Annotated in this window: 13 protein-coding genes; 7 read left to right on the forward strand and 6 right to left on the reverse strand. The window is 38.7% G+C overall.

From position 1 onward, the window contains the following. Positions 1–455 precede the first annotated feature (455 nt). The 3 genes from H5201_RS14685 to H5201_RS14695 all read right to left on the reverse strand — a co-directional run bounded on the left by H5201_RS14685 (position 456) and on the right by H5201_RS14695 (position 9,228). Positions 456–3,203, reverse strand: a complete 2,748-nt coding sequence (locus H5201_RS14685; RefSeq protein WP_182718402.1) for a TonB-dependent siderophore receptor — start codon at positions 3,201–3,203, stop codon at positions 456–458. A gap of 499 nt (positions 3,204–3,702) precedes the next feature. Beyond that, positions 3,703–6,576: a TonB-dependent receptor domain-containing protein gene (locus H5201_RS14690; RefSeq protein WP_182718403.1), complete on the reverse strand. Its 2,874-nt coding sequence runs from the start codon at positions 6,574–6,576 to the stop codon at positions 3,703–3,705. A gap of 276 nt (positions 6,577–6,852) precedes the next feature. After that, positions 6,853–9,228: a DNA polymerase II gene (locus tag H5201_RS14695; protein WP_182784983.1), complete on the reverse strand. Its 2,376-nt coding sequence runs from the start codon at positions 9,226–9,228 to the stop codon at positions 6,853–6,855. A 60-nt stretch (positions 9,229–9,288) separates the two neighbouring features. On the opposite strand from H5201_RS14695, the gene dinG reads away from it, so the two are divergent. The 6 genes from dinG to H5201_RS14725 are packed head-to-tail and all read left to right on the forward strand — an operon-like array spanning position 9,289 to position 14,138. Further along, complete coding sequence (dinG, locus tag H5201_RS14700) at positions 9,289–11,364, forward strand: ATP-dependent DNA helicase DinG (RefSeq protein WP_149982808.1); 2,076 nt, start codon at positions 9,289–9,291, stop codon at positions 11,362–11,364. Further along, positions 11,364–12,140 (forward strand): TSUP family transporter, encoded by a 777-nt coding sequence (locus tag H5201_RS14705; protein WP_182718406.1) that lies wholly within the window; start codon positions 11,364–11,366, stop codon positions 12,138–12,140. Before dinG ends, H5201_RS14705 begins: the two co-directional genes overlap by 1 nt. A gap of 1 nt (position 12,141) precedes the next feature. Beyond that, positions 12,142–12,762, forward strand: coding sequence for a primosomal replication protein (locus tag H5201_RS14710; RefSeq protein WP_182767869.1), 621 nt, complete (start codon positions 12,142–12,144; stop codon positions 12,760–12,762). Positions 12,763–12,764: 2 nt separating this feature from the next. Beyond that, positions 12,765–13,667 (forward strand): histone deacetylase, encoded by a 903-nt coding sequence (locus tag H5201_RS14715; RefSeq protein WP_182761274.1) that lies wholly within the window; start codon positions 12,765–12,767, stop codon positions 13,665–13,667. Between the two features lie 38 nt (positions 13,668–13,705). Continuing rightward, on the forward strand, positions 13,706–13,978 hold the full coding sequence (locus H5201_RS14720) for a late competence development ComFB family protein (RefSeq protein ID WP_182739954.1): 273 nt from the start codon (positions 13,706–13,708) through the stop codon (positions 13,976–13,978). After that, complete coding sequence (locus H5201_RS14725; protein ID WP_182718410.1) at positions 13,971–14,138, forward strand: DUF2496 domain-containing protein; 168 nt, start codon at positions 13,971–13,973, stop codon at positions 14,136–14,138. Before H5201_RS14720 ends, H5201_RS14725 begins: the two co-directional genes overlap by 8 nt. A gap of 32 nt (positions 14,139–14,170) precedes the next feature. On the opposite strand, the gene H5201_RS14730 is transcribed toward H5201_RS14725, so the two are convergent. Both H5201_RS14730 and H5201_RS14735 read right to left on the reverse strand, forming a co-directional pair. Next, positions 14,171–15,205, reverse strand: coding sequence for an isoaspartyl peptidase/L-asparaginase family protein (locus H5201_RS14730; protein WP_182784985.1), 1,035 nt, complete (start codon positions 15,203–15,205; stop codon positions 14,171–14,173). 123 nt (positions 15,206–15,328) lie between these two features. Beyond that, positions 15,329–16,033: a SapC family protein gene (locus H5201_RS14735; RefSeq protein WP_145240973.1), complete on the reverse strand. Its 705-nt coding sequence runs from the start codon at positions 16,031–16,033 to the stop codon at positions 15,329–15,331. Between the two features lie 362 nt (positions 16,034–16,395). Here H5201_RS14735 and H5201_RS14740 point away from each other — a divergent pair, with 362 nt between their 5' ends. Further along, positions 16,396–17,076, forward strand: coding sequence for a DUF6445 family protein (locus tag H5201_RS14740; RefSeq protein WP_182739952.1), 681 nt, complete (start codon positions 16,396–16,398; stop codon positions 17,074–17,076). Between the two features lie 2 nt (positions 17,077–17,078). Here the strand turns inward: H5201_RS14740 and H5201_RS14745 are convergent, their stop codons facing one another. Then, positions 17,079–18,635, reverse strand: coding sequence for a tryptophan halogenase family protein (locus H5201_RS14745; RefSeq protein WP_182718413.1), 1,557 nt, complete (start codon positions 18,633–18,635; stop codon positions 17,079–17,081). Positions 18,636–18,643: the final 8 nt, after the last annotated feature.

The raw sequence follows: 18,643 nt of genomic DNA on the forward strand, positions 1-18,643 counted from the left end.
ACTGCCGCGCGCTGTATTTAGGCGCTTAGCAATATTCGTTCTGTTTTCACCCTCAAAGAATAATGAAACAGCAAGCAGGCGTATGCGCTTTCTTGCATTAGGCTCTTTACGTGATAAAGCTAAAAGTTGCTTGGATTTTTCTAAGTTCAATTTAGTAAAAGTAGATAAGTATCAGTGTGCTAATTAGATCACATAATTTGGCAGATTGGTATTATGCCATTAAAGGGAAAGCACGTTGATATACCATTAGTATCGTAACAAACTACTAACCTAGTCATATCTGTTGCTTGTTTAGTTAAATTATCGAAGATTAGAAGTGGCAATTAGTTCTTTTTATTAACCGATATTAAGATAATGCATGAAAATAAAACGTCAATTTTTGATAAAAAAATACCTGCAGATTAAAATTAGCAGGTATTTCATATGGCTAGTTACTTGTTAGCAATATTTAGTTGTTAAAACTTGAATGTTGCTTTTAAGTAGTATTCACGACCGGTCAAACGATGAACACGAATAAGTGCACCGTTATCGCCGTTACTTACATATGGCGGCTCTTTATCAGAGATATTATTGATACCTAAACTAAGAGTTAAATGCTCAAAATTATAGTAACCATTGATGTCATTATACGCTACCGTACCTACACGGTCAGATAAAACACCATTTGGCTCAGCATAGTCATCTACAGCACTTTGATATTGGATGGTATGAGTAAGACCCCAATCACCTTGTGAGTAGTTTGTTCTAAAGTTAGCACGAAGTTTATTAAACGCACCACGTCCACCGTTTGCAACATCAGCACCGTATCCACCAAGAAGTTCTGTTGTTTCCAAACCTTCAGCTTCATTGTGATCTAATTCAAGAACATAAGTACCATTTAAGTTAAACTTCAACTCACCACCTAATACATCTAGGCCGTATTTTAAGTCAAAGTCTATACCACTTGAATTAAAAATACCTAAGTTCTGAGTCGATAATTCAACACCACTTAAACTACCTTGCGAATCACGACGAGGACCACCTACTGTACCATAAGCAACTGGGCCTTTAATTTGAGCACATAATGGTGAAGAAAAGTCTTTACTATTATAACATTCATTACTAATAGTACCGATTGAAAGCTCACCTATAATATCTGTAATTTCAATATCATAATAATCTAGCGCTACACTGAAACCTTCGATAAACTCTGGAGCCCATACAACGCCTAAATTTTTACTTTCCGATTGCTCAGGACCAATATCAGGATTACCACCTACCCAAGAGCCAGACTGTTGGTTAGGTTGTGCCCAATCACCTGGTAGACCATCTGCAGCACAGTTAGCCTTAAGTTCAGCGCTTGCATCAGGATTAGAACCATATTTAATACATGGATCAGTATAAGTTTCAGCTGAATTAGCACGAGGTGCAAATAAAGTACTCACGCCAGGTGTTCTGAAGCCCTCTGATAAATTAGCGCGAACTAATAAATCTGAATATGGGCGCCATTCAATAGCAAACTTAGTAGTAACTTCAGCGTCATCAATTAAGCTTACATCAGTGCGACGTGCAGCTGCTGTAAAATCTAAACGCTCAGCAAACGGTAAGTCAGCTAAAATAGGCACATTAATCTCAGCATAAAATGATTCAGTTGTATAACCGCCATCAGTTCCGTCTGGTGCTACACCATAAATTGCCCCAAGACCAGCCGCACCGTCCGGTAACGATGTATAATGAGTCGTTAAATGTTCATACCCCGTTGCCCAAGCAATAGTACCGGCTGGTAATTCAAAGCTTGTTTCACCAGCAATATTGAACTGTAATTGTGTATCTTCTGCTTTACTTGTTGAGCTCATTGGAACAATAATCCAATCTCTCATATCATTTGTTAGAGAGTCTTTTTGGAACGGGTCCCATACTCCCGGACAAGCTGCATTAGCAGAACATAATTCTGGATCTACCAATGTATTAGCACGTTCTTGGTGAATACGCCCACCGATTTCTTCAGTTCTACGGCGGCTATTGAACGAATAGCTTGTGTCCCAATACCAACCATTGCTAAATTCACCTTCAAAACCAGTAGTAATTAAATATTCAGTAATAGAAAATTCAGAAGTACGTCCTTCAGATTCTGTTAAACGTCGTTGAGCAAATACCTTTTCACCAAATGTATTCCCTGGATTTGTTTCAGGAACAGGCATACTCCAGAAAGTGCCGACAGGTGCCAAACGGGTTTTATTCACACGATGTGTAAATGATGCTTCAGATACAAATGTTACAGTAGAAAAACCACTATCGATAAGTTCGTAATTAGCGGAACCGAAAAGATTATATTTTTCAAGTGGTTGATAAATGATACTAGTATCAGCATAGTTATAACGATCAGCACTTTCTATTGCTCGAGGTTTACCATCCGCGCCTTTAACAAAGGTTTTACCGACAATACCTGGAATAGAGAATGAAGCTGGTGAGGTTGTTGCAGAGCCACCAGCACATACCACTTTGCCCTCAACGCTACCATCTGCATTTTCTTTTGTTATATCTTCTGCGCGCACACAACTTGCCCAATCACGGTCTTCACCATAAATTGCATCACGTTGTTCATAACCTGCTGAGAATACAATATTCCCTTTATCAGTTTCAACACCGGTAATGAACGAGATATTAGACGTTTTGCCGTCATTTTCACTCGTCTGTTGATGGCGGAATTCTATTTCAGCACCAGAGTAATCATTGTTTGTAACAAAGTTAACTACACCAGCAATTGCATCAGAGCCATAAATTGTTGATGCTCCATCGCGTAAAACATCAACTCTCGCTACTGCCGCCATTGGAATAATAGAAATGTCACCACTGAAACGACGACCATTTAAAAGAACAAGCGTACGACTCGCACCTAAACCCCTTAGGTTCATTGTTACGCTACCATTACCACCGTTATTAACGTTACTACCGTATGAACCACCACTAATAATTGGTAATTGTTGTACAAATTGCTCAAGGGTAGGAGCACCCGTAGCTTTAATGTCATCTAATGAATAAGTAGTAACAGGTACTGACGTTTCCATATCTGTGCGACTAATACGTGACCCTGTCACTTGAATTCTTTCAACTTTATCAGCGCCCTCTTCAGCAGCAATCGAGCTTGCTGAAAACGCAGCGGTTGAAGCCGCACCAAAAGCGATCGCTAAGCGAACGGCCTTTGAAACTTTATTATTTAACATTTGATTCTCCCTGGGTCATATTTATATATGATTTTATTAGTTTTAATTACTATAAATTGAGTACTTAAGTGCCAATATATGACACTAAGTACCTAATTGAGCAATGCGATACTAATATTAGAGATGACCAAAGGTCAACAGTTATTTAACCTGAAAATCAATAGTTTTACAGATAAAGAACAAATAAATTCAAGAAAGTTACATTATAACCAATTGTTTTATCTAGAAATAAAGCTTTTATTTATGCTTATAAGGTGATTTCCTTTAAAAAAATAACCATGTAAAAAACCAGTTCTAACTCAATAATTTATAACAAAATCAATAAAAAGTTATGCAATAGGTTGCTTAGTAATGATATCAAAAGCGTTTATGGTGCCTCTAATACTTTCTGAGTTAGTGTTTTGTATCGCGAAAAATTAAATCTATCCTCTACATTACGTAAAAAAAGCCCTAATAGATCGGGCTTTTGTTAACTTTAATTTAATGATTTATAAACCCATTAAAACTTCAAATTTACACTCATGTGGATAAAGCGACCCAATGTATCGTAAAATCCAGCAACTGTGTTTGCATTTGAAGCAATAGTATTACCCACCATTGGAGGTTCTTTATCGAAGATATTATTCATACCACCAGTAAACGTTACATGTTCGTTAATAGAGTAACTACCAGATAAGTCGATAAAACTATAAGAACCTATACCACCGTTTTCAATTAATGAGGCATCTGCTGTTCCATCGTAGTCAATACCACCATAGTAACGCCATTTAGCTCCTACACGCCAGTCATCACGGATGTAATTAACGTTAGCAGTATGACGCCATTTAGGCGAAGCAAAACAGTCTGTATTAATATTACCGGCACAGTCATAAGCTAAGGTTGAATCACCTAAGATAGGTTCAACTTCTTTCTTCATGCTGTAGTAACCGTTAATGTCAAACTTCAAGCTTGCATTTTCTAGATCCATTGAGTAGGCAGCTGTAGCATCAATCCCTTCCCACGTTCTACCACCAATATTATCACTTAGGTTTGTTACAAAACCTGCTTGACCTAACCAAAGGCTACCAGATGGACTACGAGTAATGTTATTACAGAAAAATTCATCACCAGTTTCAGCACAGTTGTTTAATATACGCTCTGCGCCTACTGTACCAATAACCTTTTCGATTTCAATTTTGAAGTAATCAACAGAGAAGTTAAAGTTTTCAAAAGGAGAAGCAACTAAACCAATTGTAAGCGTTTCACCTTCTTCTGGTTGAAGTGCTGGGTTACCACCAGATAGCTGGTTATATTGTCCTGCAGGTGACTCACCAATACTTCCGTATTGTGAATCATTCACGCCAGCATTAGCACATTGGCTTGCTGAGTACGCTGGTCTGTCAGCTGCATCGGCTGCTGTAGGATCACCAGCACAACCGTCTGCACCACTCCAAAGGCCAATACTTTGAGCAGCAAATAACTCACCTACGTTAGGAGCACGTACAACTTTCGCAAAGCTAGTTCTAAATTTGTATGTGTCTGCAAGAGTATAGTCAACACCAATTGAGTAAGTAGTATCTGAACCAGTTGTTGAATAATCAGACCAACGAGCTGCTGCTGAAACATTTAATTCATCTAAGACTGGGATTTGTAACTCACCGTAAACTTCGTTCACGTCAATTGCACCGTATAGGCTTGGTGAAGGTCCACCTTGACCTAATAACTGACCTTCTTCGTAAACTGTGTCTGATACACGTTCGTAATCTTGTTCACGACGCTCAACACCAAATACAGCGCCTATAGGAAGAGATGCCGTAGGAAGAGTCCAATCAAACTCACCACTAATATAACCACTGTAAATAACTTGAGTTACTAGACCCGTTTGAGTACCTACACCTGCAAGTTGAGCTGCTTGCTCTGGTGTTACACCACCAAGTTCAAATACGTTGTAGTATAAACAACCATCTGCCTCATCACATTCTGTCCCTACAGCACCAACGCGAGGAGCTATTTTCGGTGAAAGCAAGTCATTTTTGTAAACAGAGCTTGAAGTCGTTGCAGAGTAGTTGTAGCTAACATCGTATGACCAGTTATCGCTCAGTTCACCTTCCATACCCGTTAGTATTCTGTATGACGAATGCTCTAAGTTATCTGAACGAGGGCCACCTTCTACATTACGTTTACCAATGTATGCAACAAATTGATCAGTTCCATCTTGACTGAATAAGCCTTGAAGCTGCTGCTTTTGAGCATCAGATAATAAAGGGTTATTGTAATCAAATAAAATCTCTTCATTATAGAACGTACCAGATTCAGCAATCTGACCTGCTGTTCTATTATGCATGAAAGAGAACTCTAAATATGGACGGAAAGTTTCATTGATTTCATAATCAATGAAAGTACCTAGAGTAAAACGCTCATTTGGTCTTAAAAAGTGATTAACTGGAGCATAGTTGTAACGATAACCATCGTCCTCTCTAAAACCTGTACCATTTGGATCTAGGTAACCGTAAAAATTTTGTTTGTAATCAACTTCACCATCAACCACGGGGTAGATATCAAAAAATGGGTTTGGAGTTGTACCAGAACCACCACAAGATTGACCCGCGCCATTTAGTGCACAAGATGAATAATCTCGAGAGCCCTGTAACAGTTCAGTTTGACGGTTGTAAGTTACATAACCTACAGCGTGACCTTTGCTGCCATCGAATCCACCACCAACAGTAAAATCTATGCTGTAAGACTTACCATCGATACCTGTACTACCTGTATCGTATTCAAAGCCTTTCTCATCCATCAAACCTTGAATGTATTTGTTATCATTATTGTGTTGATAACCAGAAGTACCTACGTTAAGAGAAATACCTTCGAACTGATCATCCATTACAAAGTTAACAACACCAGCAACAGCATCAGCACCGTAAACAGCAGCTGCACCACCAGTTAAAACATCTACTCGCTTAATCAGTGATGAAGGAATTTGATTTATATCAGCAACTTGAGATGTGATACTACCAGCTTGCATTCTTCGGCCGTTAATCAAAACTAAAGTTCTGTTTGAACCTAGACCACGTAAATCTACTGTTGCAGTACCTGTTGCGCCATTCGCTAAAAATGAACTTTCTGCAGCTTCAATTTGTGGCAACTGATTCAAGATATCTTCAACACGAGTGAAACCGCTTAGTTTAATCTCTTCTGCAGTCATTACAGTAACTGGGCTAGATGTCTCTAAATCTGTCCGCTTAATGCGAGAACCTGTTACTTGAATACGTTCAACTTTTTCAACGCCATCTTTTTCTTCTGCAGCAAATGAGCTGGCAGAAAACGCAGCTGTTGACACTGCACCAAAAGCGATCGCTAAGCGAACTGCCTTTGAAACTTTATTATTTAACATTTGATTCTCCCTGGACCACTATATTGTGGATTATTTTTATTTAGCTTTTGTAAACTATCGCAACAATTATGTTGCAAACGCATCACGATACTAAACAAAAAAAACCAATATGCCAACATTTGTTCACATTAATTTAATTTAATCGGCATAAAAACCCAGACAATGCAATAAAACGGTACAAAAACGATTAAAATAGCAACAATATATTTTAATAACACTTTCAAAAGTACACTTTTTAGCAACAAAAAAATTAACAATACCGATATTTGGAACTATTTAAATAAGTTGTAATTGTGCTTTATTGGGCGAATTGAAATCTTTATTCAAGGGAAGAAGGATCATTTGTGCGATTGGTTTGAGCTGTTTTTCGACATAAATTGCATAGTCATATTTTTGACTTGTCTGGGTTTGCTGCACGTTTGCATAGAGCTCTGCACCAACATGAGTGTATACATATTCAACAATTTGGCCTTTATTTATAACAAATTCAGGGTGAGTTGCTTGGTGTTTTTTGACAGCTTGGACTTGAGGTGGGATATTTTTTTGATAATCAGCCAAGTGTTGGCCGAGTTTTTTTCTGTATACGAGTTTGTCGTCAAATTCCCCAGCATACAAACGGGTAATGTAACTTTCAATAATCGGTGTTAACATTTCAACAGTAAAACTGTCGCTGAATAAAGTTTCAAATAGTTCGGTTTGAAATTCATGCGCTAATTCTGTCCAGTCACTTCGCACGGTTTCCATACCTTTGAAAATTAATTCTTTTTTATCATCTCCTTGTACCTGGCCAACATAACGTTTTTTTGAGCCGGTGGTTTTGCCACGGATAGTCGGCATAAAGAATGGGCTATAAAGTGTTTCGAATTCTATTTCTAAATAACTTTGTGTCGCAAAGCGCTGTTTTATTGTTTGCTGCCATTTTTCATTAATAGTATTAGCTAATTGCTTGCCAATTTCTTTGCAGTTATCTGAATCAAGTTCATCTGGTAGGCTCACAAATGTTGAATCGGTATCACCATAAATAACAGTATAACCAAGCTCTTCGATCCACAGTCTGCTGGTTTGCATTATTTCATGACCACGCAAAGTAATAGAGCTTGATAAGCGTGGATCGTAAAAACGACACCCCTTTGAGCCTAACACGCCGTATAAACTGTTCATGATGATTTTTATAGCTTGCGACAGCATGGGCTGAGCAGTATTTTTTGCGTGTTGCCTTGATGAGGCTAACTTTTTTATTAAATTAGGAAGGTGATGCTCAGTGCGAGAAAAAAAAGCGTCTTTAAAACCTGCAATCGCGTTATCAGGCTCCTCTAAGCCGCGAATTAACCCAAGCGGATCAATACAAAACGTTTGCATAATCGATGGATACAAGCTTTTAAAATCCAACACGATAACATTTTTATAAAGCCCAGGAATTGACTCCATCACAAAACCGCCAGGGCTTTCAAACGATAAACCATGATCGCCTAGATTCGGTGCAACATAACCGCTTCGATGCAATAACGGTAAATATAAGTTAGTAAAAGCAGCCACTGAGCCACCCATTCGTTCCAGCTCAAGCCCTGTTAACTGCGTGCGAACAATAGCAAATTCAATGAGTTTTAACTTTGCAAAAATACGATTAACTAACACACAATCTTGACGATTATAGGCCGCTAGCGAGAGCTTATCTTCATTATATTGACGAATAATTTCACTCAAGCGGTTATCGCTTTGGATTAACTTTTTCTCGCCTAGTATTTTATGGCTCACATTAGCCAGTGAGAAACTATCAAAATGATAAGTAGCATTTTTTAGCGTATCTATGCCATCGATAACACAGCGCCCAGGCAGAGTTAAACGGGTAAAATGTCCTTCTCTGATCTGTAATTGACCATTACCTCGACCCAATAATAATTTAACGCCAAGGGCATCCGCGCGTCGATTAAGTACATTAAAATCAAATTCAATGACGTTCCAACCAATAATAATGTCAGGATCTGCTTGTTGTACCAGCTGTTGTAATTGAGTCAGCAAATCAATTTCATCATGGCACCAATGAATAGTCTGTTCACTCTGTTGTGGCTCGCCAACCATAATAACGCAATCAATCCCCTCACCTACTAAACCAACTGAAAACAACACGCCTTCACCACTGCACTCAATATCCAATGACAGCGTTTTAAAACGTGGTTTATACGAATCAGCTGCTTTTAGCTGGGCATTGTCGATTTGGATAAAGCCAGCTTGTTGAGTAACGTCGCCTGTCACCCACACCCTACCTCGAATAAAACGCTCCATTAAAAAGCGATCGCTGTGGCGTACATCACCTTCATATACTGCGATCTGGTTTTCTAAAAGCTGCCTTGCTTGATATAACGCTTGTGAGCTTGAAAAATAGCAAGAGATGCATTGTTCGCCACTAAAGTGTTTAATCGCAACGTCTTTAAATTCGACATTGATATTGTGCTTTGATAACAACTGAGCAGCTAAAGCACGTTGTTTTATTAAAATAAAAAATACCGCTTGTTGATTTGGCACTAACACTTTTATCGGACCATGATCAGAGCTTAGCCAATAGCACAGTGTGATCCCACTATGGCGGCTATACTTATCAGCAGAATATTGTTGCCTAGAAAGTATAAAGCCTTGATAGATTGCTTGTGTCAATGTTCGATCCCAATTAATATACAGCACTGTAATTATATACATACTTTAGGTTATTGACCCATGCTTTCTGATGCATTAAAAACGACGATAAGAAAAATTCACAAGCATGTGGCCGATAACCTCAGTGATTATCGCCCTCGCAGTAGCCAAAATTACTTAGTAGCCGAAATTGCAAAAACACTGGCGGGCGAGTACCACAAAAAACAGCGGATCTGCGTTATTGAAGCTGGTACTGGTACGGGTAAATCGCTGGCTTATTGTTTAGGCGCATTACCGCTGGCGCTTGCACAAAAAAAGAAGTTAATTATTTCTACTGCAACGGTAGCCCTTCAAGAGCAATTAATAAGTAAAGAACTCCCCTTTTTTAAAAAACATTCAGGTTTAGACTTTAAATTTGATTTAGTCAAAGGCCGCCAGCGCTACCTATGTGCTCACAAACTACATAATGCTGTCAACGGTGATAATCAAACGCAAATGGACTTTATGCCCACCCTTACTTCGCCACTGAGTGCGATGGAAACTAAATGTTTGCAGCAACTCTACGATGCTTACACCAATAAAAAGTGGCAAGGCGATCGAGACAGCTGGGCAGATACTATCCCTGATCGCGTTTGGGGATTAATTGCTTGCGATAAACATGCTTGTCAAAGACAAATGAAAGCACATCAAACCTGCCCTTTTCAACTTGCTCGTCAACGCTTGATGCAAATGGATGTATTAGTGATTAACCATTCATTATTATTAGCTGATCTTGATTTAGGTGGCGGGAAAATTTTGCCCGAGCCAGATAATAGTATTTACGTTATTGATGAAGCTCATCATCTTGCTCATATTACGCGTGACTTTTCATCTGCCGCAGCGACGATTAAAGGCACCATTGATTGGCTTGATAAACTCACTAAATTTAGTGGCAAAATGGCCAAAGTATTAGTAGGTCAAAAAGCCATAGGGCAAAATTTTAAGCTCTGTGACAGTATTAATGATGCCAATAAAGACTTAAAAGTTGTTCGCGATATTTTGGATAATGCCGATTTTAACTATTCAAAAGACGATACATACCGATTTGAACATGGTGAAATACCTGAATCGTTACACGCTAAAGCCAAAGATATCAGCGAGGCGACCCTCGATGCTCTGCGCTGCTTAAATAAAATGCACGATACCTTAGTACAAGATGTCAGTGATGGTGATATCAAACCCTATGTTGCCGATCCTATTTTAGGCGAAAGCGGTCATTACATTAATCGTTTAGAGCAACTAAACAAACTTTGGTATAGCTACGCCACCAAGGGTGAAGGCACACCACATGCACGTTGGATAAAGCGTTTAGAATACAAAAACCATCACGACCATCTACTCAGCGATTGCCCTATTGAAGTTGGCTACTATTTAAAAGATAAACTGTGGCGACAATGTGCCGGTGCGGTTTTATGCTCAGCGACCCTGACTGCACTTGGTTCATTCGATCATTTTGCTTACGAAAGCGGTCTTACTAAAGAAGAAGGTGTAAAATACTTAAAAGTACCTTCTCCGTTTGATTATCCTAATCAAGCCACTTTGCACATACCAACATCACACATCGAGCCGACCGATAAAGAATTTAGTGATCATCTGGCCAAAGTATTGCCGGATCACTTAAATACGCAACATGCTAATTTAGTGTTGTTTGCGTCTTACTGGCAAATGGATCATGTAGTAAAAGCTTTGCGCGCTAAAAACCTCGACATTTTAGTACAAGGTGAAATGTCGCGTGAAGCACTGTTAAAGCAACATACAAAGAATATAGATGCGGGTAAAGGCAGTATCTTATTTGGCACACAAAGCTTATCCGAAGGACTCGACTTACCGGGTAAATACCTTGAGAACTTAGTGATCACTAAAATTCCATTCGCGGTGCCCACCTCCCCCATTGAAGAGGCACAAGCAGAGTTTGTACAAAGTAAAGGGGGTAATCCGTTTTTATCTATCACGGTGCCTGATGCGGCTAAGAAATTAGTGCAAAGCTGTGGTAGACTGCTGCGTAAAGAGAACGATCAAGGGCGCATTACAATCCTAGATCGCCGTTTAGTGACCAAGCGATATGGCAAAGCCATGCTTGACACATTACCACCCTTTAAAAGACAAATAGATTATTAATGTTTGAACTTGCACTAGACCCAACAACCTGGGCACTTCTTTGCGCAGTGGCACTTGCCGCAGGCTTTATAGACGCAATAGCCGGTGGTGGTGGCATGTTAACCGTGCCAGCACTTTTAACAGCAGGACTGCCGCCCCATTTAACACTCGGCACTAATAAACTCGCCGCGAGCTTTGGCTCACTCACAGCAAGTGTTACTTACTTCCGTAAGCAATTATTTAATCCTCAATTTTGGGCAGCGTCAATTATAGCAACCGCCATTGGCGCTTTACTTGGTACCCTTATTGTTGACTACCTGAGTATTGAATTTTTAAACAAACTACTGCCTATTGTTATCATTATGGTAGCCTGCTACAGCTTATTTGGCAGTTTAAGTACGGTAGAACATGATCAATTACCACCATTGAACAAAACAACTAAAATAAAACAATGGCTACAAGGCTTAAGCTTAGGCTTTTTTGATGGCTTGGCAGGCCCTGGGACCGGGACTTTTTGGACTGCGTCAAATAGTTTACTCTACAAAATGAGTTTACTGCTAAACTGTGGTTTAGCCCGTTCAATGAATTTTGTGTCAAATTTTGTATCACTGATCACTTTTGTAGCGCTTGGTCATGTTAACTTTTTACTCGGCATCACAATGGGCTTCTTTTTGATGTTTGGAGCCTGGCTTGGAGCTCATTCAGCAATTCGGTTTGGCAGTAAGTTTATTCGTCCTGTTTTTAATACTGTGGTGATAATTTTAGCGTTAAAACTAATTTACGAGGCTTATTTATAAAATGCGAACAGCTTCTTTTGATAAGCTTTGCCAACAAGTTGCAACCTTAAAGCAGCATGCTGAGCAATTTGATAAAGCCAAGTTATTTGCTAAAAACCGCTATATGCAGGCACAACCCAGTTTATTTGACCGAGGTGTGTTTACTACTAAAAGCATGAAATTAGTTGATTATGTGTTAGAAATTGAAGATGAAGTTAATAGCCTTCCACCACTGGAACGTCGCCATGCTCATAATTATGCTTTAGAGCGGATCGGTAATCAGGTACAAGCCGTATTTAATGTTATAAAATCTACGCCGATTTGGGAAAAAGAAAATAAAAGCACTTACAAAGCCCGCAGTAAAACATTCAATAAATCGGCACCTTACCAACAAGCTGTAAAACAAATTATGCAACCCGCCCATGAGCTATATGACGAACTCAAACAAAATCACGAGTTTGAGCGTCGCTTAGTGCTGATGGTTGAAGAATGTAAGTTAAGAATGCAAAACGTGGGTCCTGTAAAAGCCAAAGCTATTAATTTAGAGATCCTTGCTCTTCATGGCCGCCTTGGTCGCTGCCGTAAGGCAATATCTGCCACCGAAGAAAAAATTCAAATAGTTGAAAAACAACAATTACGCTAGCTATGACTGTTTTTTATCATCCACTATACTCTGCGCTTGAACTGCCTGTACGCCATCGTTTTCCAATCGCTAAATATAAATTGCTAAAACAAGAAATTGCAGAGCTTGGTTTTACTGACTTTATTAGCCCAAATAAAGCGACTAATGAACAGCTCCAGCTTTGCCACAGCCATGAGTATGTTGAACGCTTTATTAGCGGGCAGTTAACTGACAAAGAAATAAAGAAAATGGGTTTCCCATGGTCAAATCAACTGGTAGAGCGCACTTTATTTTCTGTTGGTGCAAGTATTCAAGCCGCTGAATACGCTTTAACAACGCAGCTGGCGGTAAATCTCAGCGGCGGATATCATCATGCTTATAATGCTTACGGCAGTGGTTTTTGTATTTTCAACGACCTCGTGGTTGCCGCCGCTCACCTCATTAACACTGAGCAAGCATCAACGGTGCTGATTTTTGATTGTGATGTACACCAAGGTGATGGCACAGCCGAAATTTGTGGCTCTCTTGATGGAGTGATTAGCTGTTCGATTCATTGTCAGCAAAACTTTCCACGTTTAAAGCAGCATTCTGATTATGATTTCTCACTCAACACTGGCTGCAGCGATAATGAATATTTAAAAACAGTCGCTAATGCCTTGGCTTTTTGTATCCGTCTTCATCAGCCTGATATTATTTTATATAACGCCGGAGCTGATATTTGTAGCCAAGACGAATTAGGCTATTTTGATGTTAGTTTAGAGGGTGTATATCAACGCGATTCGCTGGTTTTAGCAACCTGCAAACAGCACTCAATTCCTTTAATGTGCGCGCTCGGTGGCGGTTATCAGCGAGATACACAAAAGTTAGTTGAGGTTCATAAGCTGCTTTTTCAAGCGATTGTCGATTTATACCCGCACTTGGTATAAACTAAAAACAGCTTAATACTACTAAGGTAGATAACACAGTGCGATTACATGACGACATACACAATTACTATGAAAAAATTATGATTGAAGAAATCATTAAACGACAACTTGAAAAGCAATATAGTGAAGACGTAATGGCTGATTTTTGCTGTACTGTACTAAACCAACTACCTGCCCGATACATTCGCTATGATGTAGATATGGAGTTTTACTTACCACACGTTGAACGCTCTCATATGGAGGAACGAGTAAATATTGCCATTGATGTTGCAATCAGCCAAATAGCGAAAAAAAAGGCCGGACATGAGTAAAGAGTTAACCCAAGCACCTACACACGTAAAATTAGCCGTAGACTTAATAATGCTGCTTGAACAACATGACGTTGCCGCTGATGATGTGCTCAAAGCACTTGAAATAATCAAAAGCGATTATGAAAAAAAACGCCTCAATACTAACATACAGCCAGCATAGTTTACTGGCTGTAGTACATTTACATAATCGTATTATTCGTCTTTAAAAATTGCCACATAGGTCGCTTGCGTATTTGATTTGCTGGCCCGATACATACCACTGGTATTAAACGGTAAGCTGATATTACCTTTGCTATCAACTATGATCACTCCTCCAGTACCACCAATCGGCTTTAGCACACTATTAATCACTTCATCACCCGCTTGTGTAATAGTCTTACTTTGATATTTAACTCGTGCGCAAATATCAGCCGCGACATTATAACGAATGAAATACTCGCCGTGGCCAGTGGCAGATACCGCACATGACGCATTTTCAGCAAATGTACCAGCACCAATTACAGAGGCATCACCAATGCGACCAAAACGCTTTGCAGTCATCCCGCCCGTTGAAGTACCTGCCGCCAAGTTACCGTTTTTATCAAGTGCGACAGCACCCACAGTGCCCATTTTATAATTGAGGGGTAACGCCTGATGCGCAGCTTGATAATCTTTACTGGTAGCTTTGGCTTTATCTAGTTTTTCTTTTGCTTTTAATAACGCTTTATAACGGTTATCCGTATCGAATAAGTTATTTTCGACCAATGGAACGCCCTGCTCTTTGGCAAACTCTTCAGCACCTTGACCACTGAGCATCACATGAACCGATTCTTCCATCACCAAGCGCGCTAAATTAATCGGATTTTCAATATGTTTAACACCCGCAACAGCGCCCGCTTGACGATCACGACCATCCATAATTGACGCATCTAATTCATGGCCGCCGTCATAGGTATATACCGCACCTCGACCGGCATTAAAGTATGGCGAGTTTTCTAATACATTGATTGCAGCGGTTACTGCATCTAGGCTTTCGCCACCTTGCTCAAGTACTTTATAGCCAGTTTCTACCGCCTCTTTGAGTTTAGAGCGATAAGCTTGTTGTTGCTCTGGAGTAAAACGGCTTTTTTCAATCGTGCCCGCCCCACCGTGAATAGCGATAGCGAAAGGTGCACTAGCGCTTATGGCTAATGGGCTAAACGTTATAAAGCACGCACTAACTAAAGCGCTAAAAAGTGACTTGTTCATACAGGTAGCTTGTGTTGGAAATAAGTATAACCAATGTGAATAAATTGGCGCTAAATTACAACCCTAACCAGATAAAAGACATAAAAAAAGCGCCCAAAGGCGCTTTTTAATATTTCGTTTAAATTACGCTTGTTGCGCTTTCAAACGAGCTAAACGTGCTACTTGATGCGTAGACGTTAAGAAAGAGAAAATAGGCGCTAAATAACCACGCTTACGAAGCTCTAAAAAGTCTTCGTCGCTTAACTCGTTAAGTTTTTTCTCATCAATAAGGTAAATACCATTGATGTCTTTTTTCTCGCCTTTAATATCAACTGTTAGTGTTTGCGCTACTAAAAGCTCTTTATCAGCAAGATATTTTGTGAATGCTTCAGTTACATGAGAAAACTCAATAAATGATACAAGTGCTTCTTTACGACGTTTTAAGTAATCTGTCTCTTCACCGTTTTCAAATAATGCATTTCCTTCAGTTTCACCCACTAATGGGCTTGCTTCGTCAATCACAATACCGTATTGATCTTCTTGTGGGTGTTTAACTAGACCCAGTGGGTAGCGTGTTGTTGCCATAGGAGCAAACGCTGCAGTCCACTTACCGTCTTTTACAAAAAGGTTTTCGCCAGGCTCTAAACCAAACATAGCTACAGCTTGAAATTGACCAGTCTCGTTATTTTTTACGAAAGACATTGGAAACTCATTTGCTACACGCGCGAACTCATGTGCAACGACAGGCACTAAGTGTTGAGTTTTTAAAAATTCTACATTGATGCCGTTTTGAATTTTAGTGTTGGCATGCTTTTCATTGTGTAAAGGCTGTACTTGTTGCTCCGCCATGTTACTGCTCCGTTATTAATAAGTTTATATTTTTGCTGTTAGTACCCTAAGGCTAAAGGTTTTGCTACAAAAATGGAAGTGAAATGTTTGTTGCAATTTGCAGTTATCATATGATTTTAAACATAAGAAGCTTAATGTAGCTATCTTTAGGAAGCTGTCAGACAAGTTACTTTAAACTACAAGAAAAAAAATATAGAATTAGACGGCATCCAAATACTAATGCATATACCGAATTAAGTTTTTCTTAACTTATGGGTAGTAATTTGTAATCGAAGAAAAGTGCCTTTTAGTGGCCTAATCAAACTGAATCATATTTAACTTAAATATGGTGTGTTTCCATCAATTAATCGAGGCTTTACTTTTTGAATATCCGGCTTGAAAAGACTAAAGTAGGAAACAATCCATATGCTATTATTGACCTACCTGATGAAGACTGTGAACTCTGGAAAAAGAGTGCAAGCTTTTATAAAGGTGACTGGATCAAAGCACTAAATTATTATCCAGGAATTTGGTCAAGAGTAACACCTCAATATTTCACCTTCATTGAAAGTATATTACCAAAAATAGTCAATCACTTTAATTTAGAAGGTTCTAAAATTGAATCTTTAAATTCAAATTATGCGATTGCTCAAACACCCAGTGAAGAATTATCGCAATTACAAAAAATCCCTCATTATGATGGAACCAAGAACAACCAACTAGCTATAGTGCACTACTTATGTGGTGAAGAGTTTGGTGGCACAGGTTTGTTTTCACACAGAAAAACAAACCTTGAAAGAATTAATCTTGAAACAGAGGAAAGCTTTAATCAAACAGCAAAAGAAGAAGCTCTTCAAGCTAAGTTAAATGGCTATATTGATAAAGATAATGAGTATTATGAGCTAATAGCATATTGTAAAGCTAAGCCTTCTAGACTATTCATATACCCAGGTAATGTACTACACTCAGCGATTATTCCATCGCAATGTAAACTAAATAATGAAATAGCAAAAGGCCGCCTAACAATTACTTCCTTTATCTCGTTTGATAATAATATTACTTAGATTTATATTTTCCCTAAACCATGCAGTTTAATCTTAATGAGTAAATCTCTTTGCCCCTGTAAGCTCTTCATTGCTAATATACTTGCCTGTTGTATTTTACTGATATGAGCTGTCGCTGAGCTTAAACTTGGATACCTCTGCGAGATTGCATTTCTATCAATCTCAAAATCCATACCATACATTACGTATAAGTAATTCTCGAGCTTAAAAAGGTCTGTCGTACGTTCAAAATCAAACTGACTAGGAATATGGGTATGCCAATACTTTAGTTTTTGTAAAAGGCCATCAGGAATATTTGCTTCATCACGATTATCAAGCCAAAATTGCGTATCATCACGTTTTGAAATGCAATAATGTAGTTTTATAAAATCAATAATATTTTCCCAAATTGCACCTACTTGCTGGTTATAATCTTTGGCAATATTTTGCATCTCATTAAAATTAATTGGTAGCTTCGTTGCTAATATTTTTGCTGTCATATCAAAAACAAGTAGCCCGGTTGCCTCAAGCGGTTCAACAAACCCTTGAGATAAGCCAATTGAAACACAATTCTTCAACCACGGCTCTTTTTGATACCCAGTTTGCATAGGTATTTTGCGCGCATTAACAGGCTCTTTACCTAGGTACTTTGCTAGTTCTTTATAAGCGCTTTCTTCATTTATATGATTACTAGAATAAACTAAACCAACCCCTCTTCTTGTAGTTAAACCTATATCCCAAATCCACCCAGCCTTTTTCGCATGTGCGACAGTATAAGGTTTAATAATTTTTTCGTGTTCTCCATAAGGAACTTGTATTGCAAGTGCGGTATCGCATAATAAAACATCTGATTTATCTACAAATGAGCCATTAAGTGTTTTCTTTATTAACTTTCCTTCAAAGCCACTACAATCAACAAATAAGTCACCACTAACCACGCCCTCATTTAACAGCTCTAACTCACAAATATAACCATCAGATGAGAGCTTTACGTTAGACACATGGGCATGAGTATGTTTAACAGCTAAATTATTAATCGCATTTTCTTTTAGTAGCTCTGTAAATTTACTTGCATCTAAGTGATATGCATAATTAACAATACCACCATATTCTGGAATTTGAATATTTTTAGGGGCTAAATTTGCTTCACATATGTCATGCTGTATTGATACGCAGGAAGCATAATGATCAGGACATATATCTTTATTCTGCAGCCAAAATGCATTTATTGAATCATTCCCTAAATGTGGGTATTCAAATAGATGATGGTAGAAATTATTGGGTTTTTCTGAGGGATTATAAGTCCAATCGACAAACTTGATACTTTGTTTAAATGTTGCATCGCATTGCACTAATAGTTGAGTTTCTGAAATCCCAAAACTTTTGAGTGTTTCTCTTATTACTGGCACTGTACCTTCACCCACACCAATTGTCGCTACATCCGGTGAGTCAATTAATTTTACTGAAAGGTTACCTGCTGCTATGCTTTCTTTATAGTGAGATGCAATATGGTTTGCAGTAAGCCAACCTGCTGTCCCCCCACCTAAAATGACGATATCCCTTATGTTTTTTTTATTCATAGTATTCT

The sequence above is a fragment of the Pseudoalteromonas sp. SG43-6 genome (assembly GCF_014164365.1).
GTDB classification, from domain to species: domain Bacteria; phylum Pseudomonadota; class Gammaproteobacteria; order Enterobacterales; family Alteromonadaceae; genus Pseudoalteromonas; species Pseudoalteromonas rhizosphaerae.